The sequence below is a fragment of the Streptomyces sp. TLI_55 genome (genome assembly GCF_900206255.1).
Taxonomy (GTDB): domain Bacteria; phylum Actinomycetota; class Actinomycetes; order Streptomycetales; family Streptomycetaceae; genus Streptomyces; species Streptomyces aquilus.
On record NZ_OAOJ01000001.1, the window covers coordinates 1,807,060 to 1,824,451 of the forward strand.

The following is a 17,392-nucleotide window of genomic DNA, read 5'->3' on the forward strand; positions in this document are numbered from 1 at the left end:
AGTCGGCTGCGGGTACCCGGTGAGGGCACCCGCAGCCGCCCTGTTTTTTACAGGTACTGTCCGGTGTTCGCCACCGTGTCGATGGAGCGTCCGGTGTCGGCGCCCTGCTTTCCGGTGATGAGGGTACGGATGTAGACGATCCGCTCGCCCTTCTTTCCGGAGATGCGGGCCCAGTCGTCCGGGTTGGTGGTGTTGGGCAGGTCCTCGTTCTCCTTGAACTCGTCCACGCACGCCTGGAGGAGGTGGGAGACCCGAAGGCCCTTGGAGTTGTGGTCGAGGAAGTCCTTGATCGCCATCTTCTTGGCGCGGCCGACGATGTTCTCGATCATGGCGCCGGAGTTGAAGTCCTTGAAGTAGAGGACTTCCTTGTCACCGTTGGCGTAGGTGACCTCCAGGAAGCGGTTCTCCTCGGATTCCGCGTACATGTGCTCGACGGCCGTCTGGATCATGCTCTCGACGGTGGTCGTCCTGCTGCCGCCGTGCTCGCCGAGGTCGTCGGCGTGCAGCGGGAGGCGCTCGGTGAGGTACTTGCCGAAGATGTCCTTCGCGGCCTCGGCGTCGGGACGTTCGATCTTGATCTTCACGTCCAGGCGGCCGGGGCGCAGGATGGCGGGGTCGATCATGTCCTCGCGGTTGGAGGCACCGATCACGACCACGTTCTGCAGGCCCTCGACACCGTCGATCTCGGCGAGCAGCTGCGGGACGATGGTGTTCTCCACGTCCGAGCTGACACCCGAGCCACGGGTACGGAACAGGGACTCCATCTCGTCGAAGAAGACGATGACGGGAGTGCCCTCGCTCGCCTTCTCACGAGCACGCTGGAAGACGAGGCGGATCTGCCGCTCGGTCTCGCCGACGTACTTGTTGAGGAGTTCGGGGCCCTTGATGTTGAGGAAGAAGCTCTTGCCCTGGGCCTGGCCGGTGACCTCGGCGACCTTTTTGGCCAGCGAGTTGGCGACGGCCTTGGCGATGAGCGTCTTGCCGCATCCGGGGGGTCCGTAGAGCAGGACGCCCTTGGGCGGGCGGAGTTCGTGCTCCTTGAACAGGTCCGGGTAGAGGTACGGCAGTTCGACCGCGTCGCGGATGGCTTCGATCTGGCCGCCGAGGCCGCCGATCTGTTCGTAGCCGATGTCGGGGACTTCTTCGAGGACGAGTTCTTCGACCTCGCTCTTGGGCACGACTTCGTAGACGTAGCCGGAGCGGGGTTCGAGCAGGAGGGCGTCGCCGGGGCGGATGGTGATGTCCAGCAGGGGCTCGGCGAGCCTCACCACCCTTTCCTCGTCGGTGTGCCCCTGCACGAGGGCGCGTTCGCCGTCCTCGAGGATCTCCTTGAGGGTGACGATGTCGCCGACGCTCTCGAACTCCATGGCCTCGACCACGTTGAGTGCTTCGTTGAGCATCAGTTCTTGGCCGCGCCGGAGTTCTTCGAGGTCGACGCTGGGGCTGACGTTCACCCGGAGTTTGCGTCCTCCGGTGAAGATGTCGGCGGTGCCGTCCTCGTTGGCTTGCAGGAAGACGCCGAAGCCGGCCGGGGGCTGTGCGAGCCGGTCGACTTCTTCCTTGAGGGCCACGATCTGGTCGCGGGCCTCGCGGAGCGTGTTCGCGAGTCGCTCGTTCTGGGCGGACACGCCGGCCAGATTGGTCTGCAGCTCGACGATCCGCTCTTCGAGAATCCTCGTGTGCCGCGGAGAGTCGGCGAGCTTGCGTCGCAGGACGGCGATCTCCTGCTCAAGGTAGGCAATCTGCCCGGCCGGGTCGTCGGACCCTCGTCCCGGGCGGATGCCGCGGTTCATGTCGTCGTCGTGGGCTGCCACGGTCCTCACCTCCTCCAAGGGGAGCTGGACGCTTCCAGACCCTACCTGGGTGGGTGTCGATTGAAACCCCTAGATCACAAAGACTGTCAAGGTGTGTCGTCGGTCACCCTGCGCTCTCCCTCACGCCGTCTGAATACCCAGTCAACGTGATTCAGAAGCCGACTGTTCCTGGGCAGGAGTGCTCGAAATCTTCCGTGGCGGGGGTGAGTTGCCCGCAGCGCCGCCGGTCGTGGGCTCGTGGAGCCCCGTGATCGGGCCTTCGGTGCTTGTTTTCACGGGGGTGGGGGTAGTCGGGCGATGGCGGGGCGGTGTTGACGGAGCGTGTGCGGATGGGTGGGGTGCGTCATGGTGGTGGCCGGTGGGTGGGCGGCCGGCGGGCGGTGGCACGGGGGGCGCACGGGTGTGGAGCGGGGGTGTCCGGACCGGTGCGCGAGGCGGGGTCGAGGTGTTTTCGAGGGGTACTCCACCGGCGCGCGATGAGGTGGCCGGGTCCGGGGGGCTGGTCGGCGGCCGAGGGTTCGTACGGTGGCGGGGGTAGGGTCGGGGGTGTTGAGCACCGGAGGTGGCAGGAGACGTGAGCGTGCAGCAGGAGGCCGGGGTCGAGGGGCAGGCTCTGGAGGTCTGGATCGACCAGGATCTCTGTACCGGCGACGGCATCTGTGTCCAGTACGCGCCTGAGGTGTTCGAGCTGGACATCGATGGTCTGGCGTACGTGAAGGGCGCGGACGACGAGCTGCTGCAGTCGGCGGGTGCGTCGACGCCGGTGCCGCTGCCGTTGCTGACGGACGTGGTGGACTCGGCCAAGGAGTGCCCTGGCGAGTGCATTCATGTGCGCCGGGTGTCGGACGGGGTCGAGGTGTACGGGCCCGACGTGGCGTGAGCGCGCGCGGGTGCCGGTCGGCGGTGTCGCCCCGGCCGGAACGCTTGGTGTCGCTCTGTCAGTTGGTCGCGGCCGTGGTGGCGTGCTGAGCGGGGCTCAGACGCTCTGTGCGCCCGCCGGGGTGGAGCGCAGGAAGGTGCCGTTCTTCCATTGCCACTTCACGCTGGCCTGCACGTCCGGGCAGCAACTGGGTACGGAGTCCGAGGAGTAGCCGAGTGTGTCGGCGAGGACGGTTCCGTCGGAGACGGTGAGGGTCTTGACGTTGGTGCGGGCCTTGGGGGCGATCAGGGTGGCCACGACGCGGGGCTTCTTGGCGTCGGCGGCCTGGGTGAGGACGTAGACGGCGTCGGGCGGGGTGCCCATCGGGGCGTCGCAGTGGACGACCGCGACGGTCTCGGGGCGGCCGTCGCCGTCGAGGTCGCCGGAGGCCTTCTTCACCACCAGGGCTTTGACGGGGCCGCAGTCGATCGGGAAGTCGACGTGGGCCGGGTTCGGGGCGGTGGTGGTGGTTGCGGGGGCCTGCTGCGACTGCGGGCCGGCGGCCTGGGCGGCGGTGGCCGGATTCGGCTGGAGGACCGAGGAGAGGGCTACGACGCCTGCCACGGCGGTGGCGGTGGCCACCCAGTGGATGGGGCGGGTGTGCGTGTGAGCGAGTTCCGGAACCGCGGAGGGCTGCACTAGGGGTGACTCCCGAGAGGGCTGTGGCGGTGGGGGTGTCCCGCATGGTGCCACACGTCACAGGGGAGCGGAACGGCGGGGTCGGTGGTTGTCGCACGGACCTCGGGACGCGGGGTGTCGGCAACGAAAAGGCGCCGGGGCCGAGTTCCGGAGCGGGTGTCGGGAACTCGGCCGCGGCGCGGTTGCGTTGTACGCGGCACGGGGCCGCCTCAGCGGCCGGAGCCTCCGTCGGCGTTGGGGCCGGCGTAGTCCTCGCCGTAGGCGCCCTTGGCGGGGCGGCGGCGGCGCATGGGCGGCTCGACGCCGTCGGCGAGGCGGCGGGCGGTGAGCAGGAAGCCGGTGTGGCCGATCATCCGGTGGTCCGGGCGGACGGCGAGGCCCTCGATGTGCCAGTTGCGGATCATCGACTCCCAGGCGGTCGGCTCGTTGAAGGAGCCGATCTCGCGGATGGACTCGACGGTCCGGGCGAGCTGGGTGGTGGTGGCGACGTAGCAGCACAGGATGCCGCCGGGGACGAGTGCCTTGGAGACGGCCTCCAGGCATTCCCAGGGGGCGAGCATGTCGAGGATGACGCGGTCGACGTCGGTGTCGGACAGGTTGTCCTGGAGGTCGCCGACGGTGAGCTGCCAAGCCGGGTGCGGGCCGCCGAAGTAGCGCTCGACGTTCGCCTGCGCGATCTCGGCGAAGTCCTCGCGGCGCTCGTAGGAGTGCAGCATGCCCTGGTCGCCGATGGCGCGCAGCAGGAAGCTGCTGAGCGAGCCGGAGCCGACGCCGGCTTCGACGACGCGTGCGCCGGGGAAGATGTCGGCGAAGGCGAGGATCTGTCCCGCGTCCTTCGGGTAGACGACGGCTGCCCCGCGGGGCATGGACAGGACGTAGTCGGGGAGCAGGGGGCGCAGCGCGAGGTAGGCGACGTTACCGGTGGTGCGGACAACGCTGCCCTCGGGTGCGCCGATCAGCTCGTCGTGGGGGAAGGAACCCTTGTGGGTGTGGAAGTTCTTTCCCTCTTCGAGCGTGAACGTGTAGTGGCGGCCCTTGGGGTCGGTCAGCTGAACCTGGTCCCCGACCTTGAAGGGCCCGCGCCTGCGGGCGGCACCGGTCGGTTCGGACATGTGAACAGACTACCGGCGTTTCGGAGGGCCGCCGACCACTAGGAGGGGCGGGCCATGGCCTTGACGAAGGCGCGCTCGACGTCGGCGGCGGACAGGACGCCGTAGATCTCGCCGGTGTCCTCGACCACGAGGTATTCGGTGGCGGGGGTGGCGCGCAGGGCGTCGAGGAGGTCCTCGCCGGCCAGCTCGGCGGAGACGCGCATGCCGTCGGTGAGGTCCTGGGCGAGGCCGCTGACGGCGACCCAGGGGCGGCGGTGTTCGGGGATGCCGACGATGGCGGCCTCGCGGACGAGGGAGAGGGGTTCGCCGTCGGTGTCGACGACGACGAGGGCGCGGGCGCCGGCTTCGTTGGCGCGGCGCAGGGCCTCGGAGAGGGGGGTGTCGGTCTCGACGGGGACGGCGCGGCGGGTGAGGTTGCGGGCGCGCAGTTCCGGGAGGTGTTCGCGCAGCCGGGCCATGCGAAGGCTGTTGCCGGCGCCGGTCCAGATGATGGCGGCGAGGATCGCGGCGAGCAGGGCGTCCATGACGGTGTCCATGCCGACGTTGTCCTCGGCGTTGGAGCCGAGGGCTCCGGACTGGGTGAGCAGCGGGAGGCCGATGAGGACGGAGACGGCGAGGGCGCGGCCGACCCAGGCGGCGGCGATGGTGCCGCTCATGGGCTTGCCGGTGATCTTCCAGACGACGGCGCGGAGCATGCGGCCGCCGTCGAGGGGCAGGCCGGGCAGGAGGTTGAAGGCGGCCACGATGAGGTTGGAGATCATCAGGCCGGCGAGGAGGACGCCGGGGACGGTGCCGGGTTCGACGGGCTGGAGGGCGACGTAGAAGAGGCCGGCGAGGACGAGGGAGAGCAGGGGGCCGACGAAGGCCAGCACGAACTCGCGGCCGGGGGTCTCGGCTTCCTTCTCGATCTCGGAGACGCCGCCGAAGAACTGGAGCTGGATGCGGCGTACGGGGAGCTTGAAGCGGAGGGCGGCGATCGTGTGGGCGAGTTCGTGGATGAGGACGGAGGCGTAGAAGGCGATCGCGAAGAAGAGGGAGACGAGGTAGCGGGCGGCGCCGAGTTCGGGCAGGACGCGGTCGAGCTGTCCGCCGAACACCCAGGTGATGAGGGCGGCCACGAGGAACCAGCTGGGCGCGACGTAGACGGGCACGCCGAAGGGGCGTCCCATGAGCAGTCCTCCACCGGGTTCGCGCTGCCGCTGGGGCGGGCGGCCCTTGGTGGCGCCGGAGTGGGCGAGGGTGCGGTGGTCGTGGGCCGGGTCCTGGTCGTGGGGGGTGGGGGTCCGCGGCGTCGTCGGGTGGTCCTCGACACCGTCGGTGGCCCCGGTGGCCCCGGTGGCCCCGGTGGACCCGGTGGACCCGGTGGTCTCCGTGGCCTCCCCGTCGGTGTGGTCGTCCGGCTCCGCCTTCTGGCGCTTCGCCTCGGCGTCCGTGGTGCTTGAGCTGCTCGGCGGGGTCGCTTCGCCCGGTGTCGTGTCCTCGGTGGGGCCGGTCGTGGGCTCGTCCCGCTGCCCCTCCCCCGTGGTGGGGTCGGCGGCCGGGGTCGTAGGGCCTGCGTGCTGGGTCGGCTCGTCGTTGCCGGACCGCGGCTGCCCGCTCCCGCCGCTCTCGTCCACGGTGTCCCCTCGTTCGAAGCGTCTTCCGCGCCTGCCGGCGGAAGGGTCTCGGGGTCGATGGTATGCGGCGGTCGCGACGCGTTCCGCCCCGGCACCCCCCGTGTTTCCCGGGCCGTCGTGCGGGTCCGGGCGGTGAGTGGGTCACTGTCAGTGGTGGGCCGTAAGGTCTGTGGGCATGGAGACGAGCACCGAGGGCGCGGCGGAGGCCGCCGGCGGCGGGGTCGCGGACGTGGATCCGCCGGTCGTGGGCGAGCAGGCGGCGACGGCACAGGATGTGACGGTCACGGCCGAGGCGCGTGTCGCCATAGCGCCCGCGTCGCTGTCGCCGTCGCGGGCGAGCGACTTCATGCAGTGCCCGTTGCTGTACCGGTTCCGGGTGATCGACCGGTTGCCGGAGAAGCCGAGTGAGGCGGCGACGCGGGGCACTTTGGTGCATGCGGTGCTTGAGCGGCTGTTCGACGCTCCGGCGGGCGAGCGGACGGCGCCCCAGGCGAAGTCGCTGGTCCCCGGCCAGTGGGACCGGTTGCGGGAGTCGCGGCCCGAGGTCGTGGAGCTGTTCGCCGACGATCCGGAGGGTGAGCGGCTGGCGCGGTGGCTCGGGGAGGCCGAGCAGCTGGTGGAACGGTGGTTCAGTCTGGAGGATCCGACGCGGCTGGAGCCTGCCGAGCGGGAGTTGTTCGTCGAGGCGGAGCTGGAGTCGGGGCTGCGGCTGCGCGGGATCATCGACCGGGTGGACGTGGCGCCCACGGGTGAGGTGCGGATCGTCGACTACAAGACGGGCAAGGCGCCGCGGCCGGAGTACGCCGAGGGTGCGCTGTTCCAGATGAAGTTCTACGCGCTGGTGGTGTGGCGGCTGAAGCAGGTCGTGCCGCGGCGGTTGCAGCTGGTGTATCTCGGCAGTGGTGACGTGCTGACGTACGACCCCGTGCCGGCGGATCTGGAGCGGGTGGAGCGGAAGTTGCTGGCGCTGTGGGAGGCGATCCGGCTGGCGACGGAGACGGGCGACTGGCGGCCGCGGCCGACGAAGCTGTGCGGCTGGTGTGACCACCAGGCGCACTGCCCGGAGTTCGGCGGTACTCCCCCGCCGTATCCGCTGCCGGTGAGGGCGGCCGAGTCCGGCGGGGCGTCACAGGGCAGAATGGGGCCGGACTAGCGAAGGAGTGTCACGTGGCCATCCGCGTCCTACTGGTCGACGACCAGCCGCTGCTGCGTACCGGCTTCCGGATGATTCTGGAGGCGGAGCAGGACATCGCTGTGGTCGGCGAGGCCGGAGACGGCCTTCAGGCGCTCGACCAGGTGCGGGCGTTGCAGCCCGACGTGGTTCTCATGGACATCCGCATGCCCCGGATGGACGGCGTCGAGGCGACCCGGCAGATCACCGGGCCCGGGCGGGACGGTCCGGCGAAGGTGCTGGTGCTGACCACGTTCGATCTCGACGAGTACGTGGTGGAGGCGCTGCGCGCGGGGGCCAGCGGCTTCCTGCTCAAGGACGCGCCGGCCAACGAGCTGGTGCAGGCGATCCGGGTGGTGGCCGCGGGTGAGGCGATGCTCGCGCCGAGCATCACGCGGCGGCTGCTCGACAAGTACGCCACGCATCTGCCGTCGGGTGACGAGCCGGTGCCGGACACGCTGCACACGCTCACCGATCGTGAGGTGGAGGTGCTGAAGCTGGTGGCGCGAGGGTTGTCGAACGCGGAGATCGCGGCCGATCTGTTCGTCAGCGAGACCACGGTGAAGACGCATGTGGGGCATGTGCTGACGAAGCTGGGGCTGCGGGACCGGGTGCAGGCGGCGGTGTACGCGTACGAGAGCGGGCTGGTGCGCCCCGGCGCGCAGTAGCCACAGCCGGCAACAGCAAGGGCGCCCGCTCTCCGGAGGGGGCGCCCTTGCTGTTGCCGGGGCCGGTCAGCCCTTGCTGATCTCCCAGAAGCGGAAGACGGTGGAGGCGTCGAGGCAGTACTCGAGGCCGTAGACGCTGTCGCGGACGACGGCGTACTGCTTGGCCTGCCACAGGGGCAGGACGGGGAGTTCGGCGGCGACGACGTCCTGGAGGTGGCCGTAGTCGCTGTCGGTGGCGGCGCGGTCGCTCTGGGCGGCGGTGCGCGGGATGAGCGTGTCGGTGATCGTGCTGTTGGTGTAGTTGTTGCTCAGCACGTTGCCCTTGCCGAAGAAGGGGGCGGTGAAGTTGTCGGCGTCCGGGTAGTCGGGGACCCAGCCCTTCACGTAGACGCCGTACTTGCCCTTGGCTATGTCCTTCTCGTACTGGTCGTAGGCGACGGACTTGACGTCGGCGGCGAAGAGGCCGCTGTCGTTGAGCTGGCCGGCGATCGCCTTGAGTTCCTGGTCGGTGGAGGGGCCGTAGCGGGTGGGGGTGGACCAGAGGGTGAGCTTGACCTTGCCGGTGATGCCCTCGGTGTTGAGGGCGGCGGCGGCCTTGGCCTTGGAGGGGCGGGCGCCGTAGGTGTCGAAGAAGGCCGTGTTGTGGCCCGCGATACCGGCCGGGATGATCGAGTAGAGCGAGGTGGCGGTGCCCTGGTAGACCTTGGCCATGAGGGCGTCGCGGTCGAGCAGGTAGGCGATGGCCTTGCGGACGCCGAGCTTGCCGGCGACGGGGTCGTCCATGTTGAAGACGAGGTGCTGGACCTCGGCGCTGGTGCCTTCGACGAGTTCGACGTCGGCGTCGCTGCCGGCGGCCTCGATGTCGGAGATGTCGCTCGCGCTGAGGCCTCGGTAGGCGATGTCGATCTTGTTGTCGGTGAGGTCCTGCTTGAGCTGGGCCTGGTCGACGCCGAACTTCAGGGTGACGCCCGAGTTCTTGATCTTGGCGGAGCCCTCGTAGTTCTCGTTGACGGAGAAGACGGCCTCGCCGTCGTCGAACGAGTCGAGTTTGTAGGGGCCGGAGCCGACGGCCTCGCCGTCCTCGCGGAGCTTGTCGGCGTCGTACTGGCTGTGGTCGACGATCGAGCCGGCGCCGGAGGCGAGCTTGCTGGGGAAGGTGGCGTCGGGCGTGTTCAGGTGGAACACGACCGTCTTCTCGTTCGGCGTCTCGACCTTGTCGAGCATGGGGAACATGATCGCGGGGCCGGCGTCGTCGTTGATCTTCAGCATGCGGTCGAAGGAGAACTTGACGTCCTCCGAGGTGAGGTCGTCACCGTTGCTGAACTTCAGGCCGTCCTTCAGCGTGCACTTGAAGACCTTGGTCTGGCTGTCGCTGAACCCGCAGCTCTCGGCGGCTTCCGGCACCGGCTCGGTGCCTCCCTTGGGGAAGCTGAGCAGCGACTGGAAGACGTTGTTGAACAGCAGCCACGAGCCGGGGTCGTAGCCGGAGGCCGGGTCGGTGGCGAGGACGTCGTCGGACATCCCCATCACCACGGTGGAGCCACCGCTTCCGGATTCTCCGTTCTCCGAGCCGCAGCCGGTCAACAGGCCGGAGGCCAGCCCCGCCATGATGGGCAGGACCGGCCACTGGTTGCGCAGGTTCACGTGCGAGTGCCTTGTCGTCGGGTGTCGGATCCCGGGGCCGGCCGTCCCGGGCCCCGGGCAGGGACGATCAGCCGCTCACGCCACGGCCGAGCTCCCACAGCTGAAGGGTGGAGGAGGAGTTGAGGACGTAGGCGGTGCCGGTGATGTCGTCGCGGGCGGCGACGTACTGCTTGCCCTGCCACAGCGGCAGCACCGGGACGTCGTCGGCGACGATGTCCTGGATGTCGGTGAGGCTGCTGGAGGCGGACAGCCGGTCGGCCTGGCGGCGGGACTCCGGGATCAGGGTGTTGCGGATCTCGCTGTTGGCGTAGGGCGAGCCGAGGAAGTTGTCCTTGTCGAGGAAGGGCGCGAGGTAGTTGTCGGCATCGGGGAAGTCCGGGAACCAGCCCATGCCGTAGACGTCGTACGTGCCCTTCTGCTCGGCGGGGCGGAAGGTCTTCCAGGCTTCGCCCTTGATGCTGACGTCGAACAGGCCGGAGGCGTTGAGCTGCTGCTGGAGCTGCTCGAACTCCTTCTTGGTGGCCGAGCCGTAGTGGTCGGTGGTGTAGTGCAGCGTCAGCTTGACCGGGGTGGTGATGTTCGCCCTGTTCAGGAGGGCTGCGGCCTTGGTCTTGCTGGGGTCGCCGTACTTGTTGAAGAACGAGTTGGAGTGGCCGATGATGCTCGCCGGCACCAGCGAGAACAGCGGTTCGGCCTCGGAGCCGTAGACCTTGGAGACGAGTTCGCTGCGGTTGATGACCTGGGCCATCGCCTGGCGCACGGCCTTGGTCTTGACCGTCGGGGCGTTGGTGTTGAAGGCCAGGTAGCGGATCTCCAGGCCGGGCATCTCGACGAGGTCGACATCGCTGTCACTGGACGCGGCGGAGAGCTTCTCGATCTGCTCGGGCGACATCGTGCGGGACATGACGTCGATGTCACCCTTGTCGATGGCGGTGCCCATGGCGTCGGCGTCCGCGAAGGTGCGCAGTTCGACCTTGTCGTTGTTCACCTTCAGGATCCCCTTGTAGTTGGGGTTCTTGGTGAACACGGCGCTGACGAGCTGGTCGTCCTTGACCTCGGCGGACATGGTGTACGGGCCGGAGCCGTCGAGGTCGAAGCCGTCGCGCAGGCTCTTGGCCGGGTAGTCCTCGGGGTCGAGGATGCCGGCGACGGGCGTGGAGAGCTTGTACGGGAAGGTGGCGTCGGCCGTCTTGAGGTGGAAGATCACCTCACGGTCGCCCTGGGTCTCGACGGTGTCGATGGTGGAGAGCAGGCCGACCGGGCCGCCCTCGACGTTGATGTTCCGCGCGCGGTCGATGGAGTACTTGACGTCCTTGGCGGTGACATCGTCGCCGTTGGCGAACTTCAGGCCCGGGCGCAGCTTGCAGGCGTAGCGCTCGTTGCCGGTGTCGGTGAAACCGCAGCTCTCGGCGGCCTCGGGCACGGGCTCGCCCTCGCCGCGCGGCTGGATCATCAGGGTCTGCACGGTCTGGCGCAGGATGTTCCAGATGCCGGCGTCGTAGGCGTAGGCCGGGTCGAGGGGCGCGGGGGCGTCCTTCGAGGCAGTGACCGCGTCCGTGGTGCCGACGACTATCGCGTCTCCGCCGCCGCTGCTGCCGTCGGACCCGCCGCAGGCGGCGAGAACCGGCGCGAGCAGACCGATCACGGCCGGCAGCACCAAAGTCTTGCGGTTCATGCTCGAGTTTCTCCAGAGCTGTCGAGTCCGTGTATCCGGCATGCATGGGTGGTGCGGCGGATCCACGGGGGGGTGCGGTGATGTTCTCGCGACGAGATTAGTCCGCGCTCGCAGAGGGGTTCACAGGCACCGGAGTTGAGGTGTCATCACGGAGCGAAACCGGGTGCGGACACACCGAAAACCCGACAGGGGAAGGATTAGTGCAGGTTTCCATCAATCAGGACACAAGGGCACGGCACAACCCTCTCATTGCGGGCCGCAGGCACAGGCTGCGCCACCTGTCGACCTCCCGTCGAGTGGGGAACGTCACATGCTCAACAAGGTGTACGGACAGCGGAATTCGGTCAGCGATCAAGATTCGAATTCCTTTGCGCGCGGCTCGGAAATGCTTGCGTTATCCGCGATGCACGCTGGGTGAACGCTCAGCGCATTTCCGTCATCAGGCCGCGCAGAAATGCCAGGTCGACCTCCTCGAGGGAGCCGACGACGGTGCGCCGGGCGGCGGGGGCGATGGGCGCGACGGACGGCACGGCCACGACATGGCAGCCCGCTGCCTCGGCGGCGGCGACACCGGTGGCGGTGTCCTCCACGACGGCGCATCTGGCCGGATCGACGCCGAGTCCCGCGGCGGCGAAGAGGTAGGGGTCGGGGTGCGGCTTGGTGCGCGCCACCTCGTCGCCGGCGACGGTGAGGGCGAAGTGCTGGGGGCCGAGGTAGGTCAGCACGCGGTCGATGATGCGCCGGTGGGAGGCGGAGACCAGGGCGGTGGGGATCTCGTACTCGGAGAGTTCGGCCAGCAGCCGCAGGGCGCCCGGCATCAGCGGCAGGGCGCGGCCGATGCGGTCCTCGAAGCCCTCGTTGAGCAGCACCGTGAGTTCGGGGAGGGTGATGTCGGCGCCGGTCGCCTCGATCAGGAACCCCGCGCTGCGGGTCATGGGACCGCCGACCACGACATGGCGCCAGGAGTCGTCGAGGGTGTGGCCGAGCCCGGCGAAGATCTCCACCTCGACGTCCCACCAGAAGCCCTCGGTGTCCACCAGGGTGCCGTCCATGTCGAGCAGCACGGCCTGCAGGGCCGAGCCTTCGGCCGTACGGGTTCCGAGCGCGGGGACCGTACTGGTCATCTAGGCGCACCTCCTTGAGGGACGATCAGGCCGGTTCCCACGGAGGGAACCGGCCTGCGATGGACCGTCCAGTGTACGACTGTCCCGGGGGATGCGCCTTGTTTATCCGACGTGGCCCGGGGCACATCTCAAGTACCGCCGGGGGCCGTCTTGAGCTGCGCTTATGTGCCCCTCAGGCACCTTTCTAGCGGGCGTTGAAGTACTTCGCCTCCGGGTGGTGGATCACGATCGCGTCCGTGGACTGCTCGGGGTGCAGCTGGAACTCCTCGGACAGGTGGACGCCGATGCGCTCCGGCTGGAGCAGGTCGGCGATCTTGGCGCGGTCCTCCAGGTTGGGGCAGGCGCCGTAGCCGAGGGAGAAGCGCGCGCCCCGGTACTTCAGGGCGAACATGTCCTCGATGTCGCTCGGGTCCTCCCCGGCGAAGCCGAGTTCCGACCGCACGCGCGCGTGCCAGTACTCGGCGAGGGCCTCGGCCAACTGGACGGACAGACCGTGCAGTTCGAGGTAGTCGCGGTAGGCGTTGGCCTCGAAGAGCTTGGCGGTCTGCTCGCCGATGCGGGAGCCCACGGTGACGACCTGGAGGCCGACGACGTCAATCTCCCCCGACTCCTCCGGGCGGAAGAAGTCGGCCAGGCACAGGCGGCGGCCGCGGCGCTGGCGCGGGAAGGTGAAGCGGGTGCGCTCGTTGCCCTGGTCGTCGAGGATGATCAGGTCGTCGTCCTTGGAGACGCACGGGAAGTAGCCGTAGACGACGGCTGCTTCGAGGAGGTTCTCCGTCTGGAGCCGGTCGAGCAGCCCGCGCAGCCGCGGGCGGCCCTCGGTCTCGACGAGTTCCTCGTAGGTCGGTCCGTCGCCGGTGCGGGCCTGCTTCAGGCCCCACTGGCCCTTGAAGAGGGCGCCCTCGTCGAGCCAGGAGGCGTACTCCTTGAGCTGGATGCCCTTGATGACGCGGGTGTCCCAGAACGGCGGGGTGGGGAGGGGGTTGTCGGTGGCGACGTCGGAGCGGACGTGCCCCTCTTCGGGCCGCTCCTCCTCGGCCTGTACGGAACCGGCGCGCACCCGGCGCTGCTTGAGCTCGGGCAGCGCCGCCCCGGGCACGCCGCGCTTGACGCCGATGAGGGCGTCCATCAGGCGCAGGCCCTCGAACGCGTCGCGGGCGTAGCGGACTTCGCCCTGGTAGATCTCGTGGAGGTCCTGTTCGACGTAGGCGCGGGTCAGCGCGGCGCCGCCGAGGATGACCGGGTAATCGGCGGCCATGCCACGGGAGTTGAGCTCCTCCAGGTTCTCCTTCATGATCACCGTGGACTTCACCAGCAGCCCGGACATGCCGATGACGTCGGCCTTGTGCTCCTCGGCCGCCTCCAGGATCGCGGAGACCGGCTGCTTGATGCCGAGGTTGACCACGTTGTAGCCGTTGTTGGACAGGATGATGTCGACGAGGTTCTTGCCGATGTCGTGGACGTCGCCGCGGACCGTGGCCAGCACGATGGTGCCCTTGCCCTCGGCGTCCGACTTCTCCATGTGCGGTTCGAGGTAGGCGACCGCCGACTTCATCACCTCGGCGGACTGGAGCACGAACGGCAGCTGCATCTGGCCGGAGCCGAACAGCTCGCCGACGACCTTCATGCCGTCCAGGAGAGTGTTGTTGACGATGTCGAGAGCGGGCGTGTCCTGGAGGGCCTCCTCGAGGTCGGCTTCCAGGCCGTTCTTCTCGCCGTCGATGATGCGGCGCTTGAGGCGCTCCTCCAGCGGCAGCGCGGCCAGTTCCTCGGCCTTGCCCGCCTTCAGGGACTTGGTGGTGGCGCCCTCGAACAGGGCCATCAGCTTCTGCAGCGGGTCGTAGCCCTCGGCGCGACGGTCGTAGACGAGGTCGAGGGCTGTCTGCACCTCCTCCTCGGAGAACCGGGCGATCGGCAGGATCTTCGACGCGTGCACGATCGCCGAGTCCAGGCCCGCCTTGACGCACTCGTCCAGGAAGACCGAGTTCAGCAGGATGCGGGCGGCCGGGTTCAGGCCGAAGGAGATGTTCGACAGGCCCAGCGTGGTCTGCACGTCCGGGTGGCGGCGCTTGAGCTCGCGGATCGCCTCGATGGTGGCGATGCCGTCCTTGCGGGACTCCTCCTGACCGGTGCAGATCGTGAAGGTCAGGGTGTCGATGAGGATGTCGGACTCGTGGATGCCCCAGTTGCCGGTGAGGTCGTCGATCAGCCGTTCGGCGATCTCGACCTTCTTCTCCGGGGTGCGGGCCTGGCCCTCCTCGTCGATGGTCAGCGCGATCAGCGCCGCCCCGTGCTCCTGGGCGAGCTGGGTGACCTTCGCGAAGCGGGACTCGGGGCCGTCGCCGTCCTCGTAGTTGACGGAGTTGATGACCGCGCGCCCGCCGAGCTTCTCCAGGCCGGCCTGGATGACGTCGACCTCGGTGGAGTCCAGGACGATCGGCAGCGTGGAGGCGGTGGCGAAGCGGCCGGCCAGTTCCTTCATGTCGGCGACGCCGTCGCGGCCGACGTAGTCCACGCACAGGTCGAGCATGTGCGCGCCCTCGCGGATCTGGTCGCGGGCCATCTCCACACAGTCGTCCCAGCGGCCCTCCAGCATCGCCTCACGGAACTTCTTGGAGCCGTTGGCGTTGGTGCGCTCACCGATCGCCAGGTACGAGGTGTCCTGGCGGAACGGGACGGTCTGGTAGAGGGAGGCCGCGCCGGGCTCGGGGTGCGGGTGGCGCTCGGCCGGGGTGAGGTCGCGGACGCGTTCGACGACCTGGCGCAGGTGCTCGGGCGTGGTGCCGCAGCAGCCGCCGATGAGGCTCAGGCCGTAGTCGCGGACGAAGTTCTCCTGGGCGTCGGCCAGGCCCTCGGGGTCGAGGGGGAAGTGCGCGCCGTCCTTGGTGAGGATGGGCAGGCCGGCGTTCGGCATGCACAGCAGGGGGATGCGGGAGTGCCGGGTGAGATAGCGCAGGTGCTCGCTCATCTCGGCGGGACCGGTGGAACAGTTCAGGCCGATCATGTCGATGCCGAGCGGCTCCAGCGCGGTCAGCGCGGCGCCGATCTCGGAGCCGAGCAGCATGGTGCCGGTCGTCTCGAAGGCCATGGAGACCACGAGGGGTACGTCGGCGCCGAGTGCCGCCATGGCGCGGCGGGCGCCGAGGACGGAGGCCTTGGTCTGCAGGAGGTCCTGGGTGGTCTCGACGATCAGGGCGTCGGCGCCGCCGGCGAGCAGGCCCTCGACGTTGGCCTGGTAGCCGTCGCGGATGGTGGCGTAGTCGATGTGGCCGAGAGTGGGCAGCTTGGTGCCGGGGCCGACGGAGCCGAGGACCCAGCGCTGGCGGCCGTCGCGGGCGGTGTACTCGTCGGCCGTCTCACGGGCGATGCGGGCGCCGGCCTCGGACAGTTCGTGGACCCGGTCGGCGATGTCGTACTCGGAGGCGGCCGTGTGGTTGGACCCGAAGGTGTTGGTCTCGACGCAGTCCACGCCCACCGCGAAGTAGGCGTCGTGGACGGAGCGGACGATGTCCGGGCGGGTCACGTTGAGGATCTCGTTACAGCCTTCGAGGTTCTCGAAGTCCTCAAGAGTGGGGTCCTGCGCCTGCAGCATGGTGCCCATGGCTCCGTCGGCGACCACCACACGGGTGGCGAGCGCCTCGCGGAGCGCGGACACACGGGCCCGGCTGTCGGCGGAAGGGGACGGTGGCAACGAGGCCATGAAAGGGCTCCCTTTGGGTGCGACGGCTGTCGGCTTTGCGACCTGCGGTGGGGCTTCCCTCAGCAGGCGCACGCCGCCAGGGTAGCCGGGACCGAACCAGGATGGTCAGGAAGTCCACGGGGCGGACGAGGATGACGAGCAGGTCACCAGCGGGATACGAGTGACGCAAGACTGCGCGTCGACTGACGCGAACGTGTCGTCCGACTATTGGCGGTCGGTCGGCATGGACTAGTAGTGTTCGACATTGCCGAACGGCGGCAGCGACGTCGCGGGTCGACGGCGAAGGGGACGGAGGCAGGACGGCGATGGCACGGAACATCCAGTCGCTCGAACGGGCGGCCGCGATGCTGCGGCTGCTCGCGGGCGGCGAGCGGCGGCTCGGCCTGTCGGACATCGCCTCGGCCCTGGGCCTCGCCAAGGGCACCGCGCACGGGATTCTGCGCACGCTCCAGGCGGAGGGCTTCGTCGAGCAGGACGACGTCTCCGGGCGCTATCAGCTGGGCGCCGAGCTGCTGCGCCTGGGCACCACCTATCTCGACGTGCACGAGCTGCGGGCACGTGCGCTGGTGTGGACCGACGACCTGGCCCGTTCCAGCGGCGAGAGCGTCTATCTGGGGGTCCTGCACCAGCAGGGCGTGCTGATCGTGCACCACGTCTTCCGGCCCGACGACAGCCGTCAGGTGCTGGAGATCGGGGCCATGCAGCCCCTGCACTCCACGGCCCTGGGCAAGGTGCTGTCGGCCTACGACCCGGTGGCGCACAGCGAGGTCATCGAGGCGGACCGCAAACCGTTCACGGATCGCACGGTGTGCGAGCTGGAGAGCTTCGAGAACGTCCTCGACATCACCCGCGCGCGTGGCTACGCGGCGGACGTGGAGGAGACCTGGGAGGGCGTCGCGGGAGTCGCCGCCCCCATCCACGACCGGCGGCGGATGCCCGTCGGCGCGGTCGGCATCACGGGTGCCGTGGAGCGGCTGTGCCGGGACGGCGAGCTGCGGCCCGAGCTGATCGCGGCGGTCCGCGACTGCGCCCGCGCGGTGTCGCGCGACCTGGGCGCCGGGCGCTTCTAGGGCCCGTCGAGCCAGAGAAATCGGTAAAGCCAACGGGACGCCGCGACGGCGCCCCGGCTTCGCCATACCCTGAAGTGGACAAATCGGGCGAGGCGCCTCAACTGCCCCGCCTGGAGATCGATAGCCCACAGCAATCAATAACGATCGCGCTTTCGATAACAGAACCCTTGACGCGCACGTAACGCCGGAGCAAGACTCCCGTCCATCGGTCGGCATTGTCGAACACCTACCGGCAATACG

General features: G+C 69.1%; 12 protein-coding genes. 4 read left to right on the forward strand and 8 right to left on the reverse strand.

What is annotated here, in order from left to right:
- Positions 1-47: 47 nt before the first annotated feature.
- A complete protein-coding gene (arc, locus tag CRP56_RS08430) occupies positions 48-1,814 on the reverse strand; it encodes a proteasome ATPase (protein ID WP_097261802.1) in 1,767 nt (588 codons plus the stop codon).
- Positions 1,815-2,388: 574 nt separating this feature from the next.
- On the opposite strand from arc, the gene CRP56_RS08435 reads away from it, so the two are divergent.
- Positions 2,389-2,694 carry a ferredoxin gene (locus CRP56_RS08435; protein ID WP_097261804.1) on the forward strand — a complete coding sequence of 102 codons (306 nt, stop codon included), beginning with the start codon at positions 2,389-2,391 and terminating at the stop codon, positions 2,692-2,694.
- Between the two features lie 96 nt (positions 2,695-2,790).
- On the opposite strand, the gene CRP56_RS08440 is transcribed toward CRP56_RS08435, so the two are convergent.
- The 3 genes from CRP56_RS08440 to CRP56_RS08450 form a co-directional block, all read right to left on the reverse strand.
- Positions 2,791-3,372, reverse strand: coding sequence for a hypothetical protein (locus CRP56_RS08440; RefSeq protein ID WP_097261806.1), 582 nt, complete (start codon positions 3,370-3,372; stop codon positions 2,791-2,793).
- A gap of 209 nt (positions 3,373-3,581) precedes the next feature.
- Positions 3,582-4,484, reverse strand: coding sequence for a tRNA (adenine-N1)-methyltransferase (locus tag CRP56_RS08445; RefSeq protein WP_097261809.1), 903 nt, complete (start codon positions 4,482-4,484; stop codon positions 3,582-3,584).
- A 38-nt stretch (positions 4,485-4,522) separates the two neighbouring features.
- Positions 4,523-6,100 carry a site-2 protease family protein gene (locus CRP56_RS08450; protein ID WP_101924575.1) on the reverse strand — a complete coding sequence of 526 codons (1,578 nt, stop codon included), beginning with the start codon at positions 6,098-6,100 and terminating at the stop codon, positions 4,523-4,525.
- A 175-nt stretch (positions 6,101-6,275) separates the two neighbouring features.
- Between CRP56_RS08450 and CRP56_RS08455 the strand changes: the two genes are divergently transcribed.
- Both CRP56_RS08455 and CRP56_RS08460 read left to right on the forward strand, forming a co-directional pair.
- Positions 6,276-7,253, forward strand: coding sequence for a RecB family exonuclease (locus CRP56_RS08455; protein WP_097261811.1), 978 nt, complete (start codon positions 6,276-6,278; stop codon positions 7,251-7,253).
- 14 nt (positions 7,254-7,267) lie between these two features.
- Positions 7,268-7,939 carry a response regulator gene (locus CRP56_RS08460; protein WP_020141342.1) on the forward strand — a complete coding sequence of 224 codons (672 nt, stop codon included), beginning with the start codon at positions 7,268-7,270 and terminating at the stop codon, positions 7,937-7,939.
- A 66-nt stretch (positions 7,940-8,005) separates the two neighbouring features.
- On the opposite strand, the gene CRP56_RS08465 is transcribed toward CRP56_RS08460, so the two are convergent.
- The 4 genes from CRP56_RS08465 to metH all read right to left on the reverse strand — a co-directional run bounded on the left by CRP56_RS08465 (position 8,006) and on the right by metH (position 16,082).
- Positions 8,006-9,583, reverse strand: a complete 1,578-nt coding sequence (locus CRP56_RS08465; protein ID WP_097261813.1) for an ABC transporter substrate-binding protein — start codon at positions 9,581-9,583, stop codon at positions 8,006-8,008.
- A 67-nt stretch (positions 9,584-9,650) separates the two neighbouring features.
- Complete coding sequence (locus CRP56_RS08470) at positions 9,651-11,258, reverse strand: ABC transporter substrate-binding protein (protein WP_097261815.1); 1,608 nt, start codon at positions 11,256-11,258, stop codon at positions 9,651-9,653.
- Between the two features lie 422 nt (positions 11,259-11,680).
- A complete protein-coding gene (locus CRP56_RS08475) occupies positions 11,681-12,382 on the reverse strand; it encodes an HAD family hydrolase (protein ID WP_097261817.1) in 702 nt (233 codons plus the stop codon).
- A gap of 184 nt (positions 12,383-12,566) precedes the next feature.
- Complete coding sequence (gene metH, locus CRP56_RS08480; RefSeq protein WP_097261819.1) at positions 12,567-16,082, reverse strand: methionine synthase; 3,516 nt, start codon at positions 16,080-16,082, stop codon at positions 12,567-12,569.
- 305 nt (positions 16,083-16,387) lie between these two features.
- On the opposite strand from metH, the gene CRP56_RS08485 reads away from it, so the two are divergent.
- Positions 16,388-17,152, forward strand: a complete 765-nt coding sequence (locus CRP56_RS08485) for an IclR family transcriptional regulator (RefSeq protein WP_097261821.1) — start codon at positions 16,388-16,390, stop codon at positions 17,150-17,152.
- The last annotated feature ends 240 nt before the right edge of the window (positions 17,153-17,392 follow it).

Coding starts and splice junctions, on each gene's coding strand:
- CRP56_RS08445 (WP_097261809.1), bottom strand. CDS start 4,484: ATGTCCGAACCGACCGGTGCCGCCCGCAGGCGCGGGCCCTTCAAGGTC.
- CRP56_RS08455 (WP_097261811.1), top strand. CDS start 6,276: ATGGAGACGAGCACCGAGGGCGCGGCGGAGGCCGCCGGCGGCGGGGTC.
- CRP56_RS08470 (WP_097261815.1), bottom strand. CDS start 11,258: ATGAACCGCAAGACTTTGGTGCTGCCGGCCGTGATCGGTCTGCTCGCG.
- CRP56_RS08475 (WP_097261817.1), bottom strand. CDS start 12,382: ATGACCAGTACGGTCCCCGCGCTCGGAACCCGTACGGCCGAAGGCTCG.
- metH (WP_097261819.1), bottom strand. CDS start 16,082: ATGGCCTCGTTGCCACCGTCCCCTTCCGCCGACAGCCGGGCCCGTGTG.
- CRP56_RS08485 (WP_097261821.1), top strand. CDS start 16,388: ATGGCACGGAACATCCAGTCGCTCGAACGGGCGGCCGCGATGCTGCGG.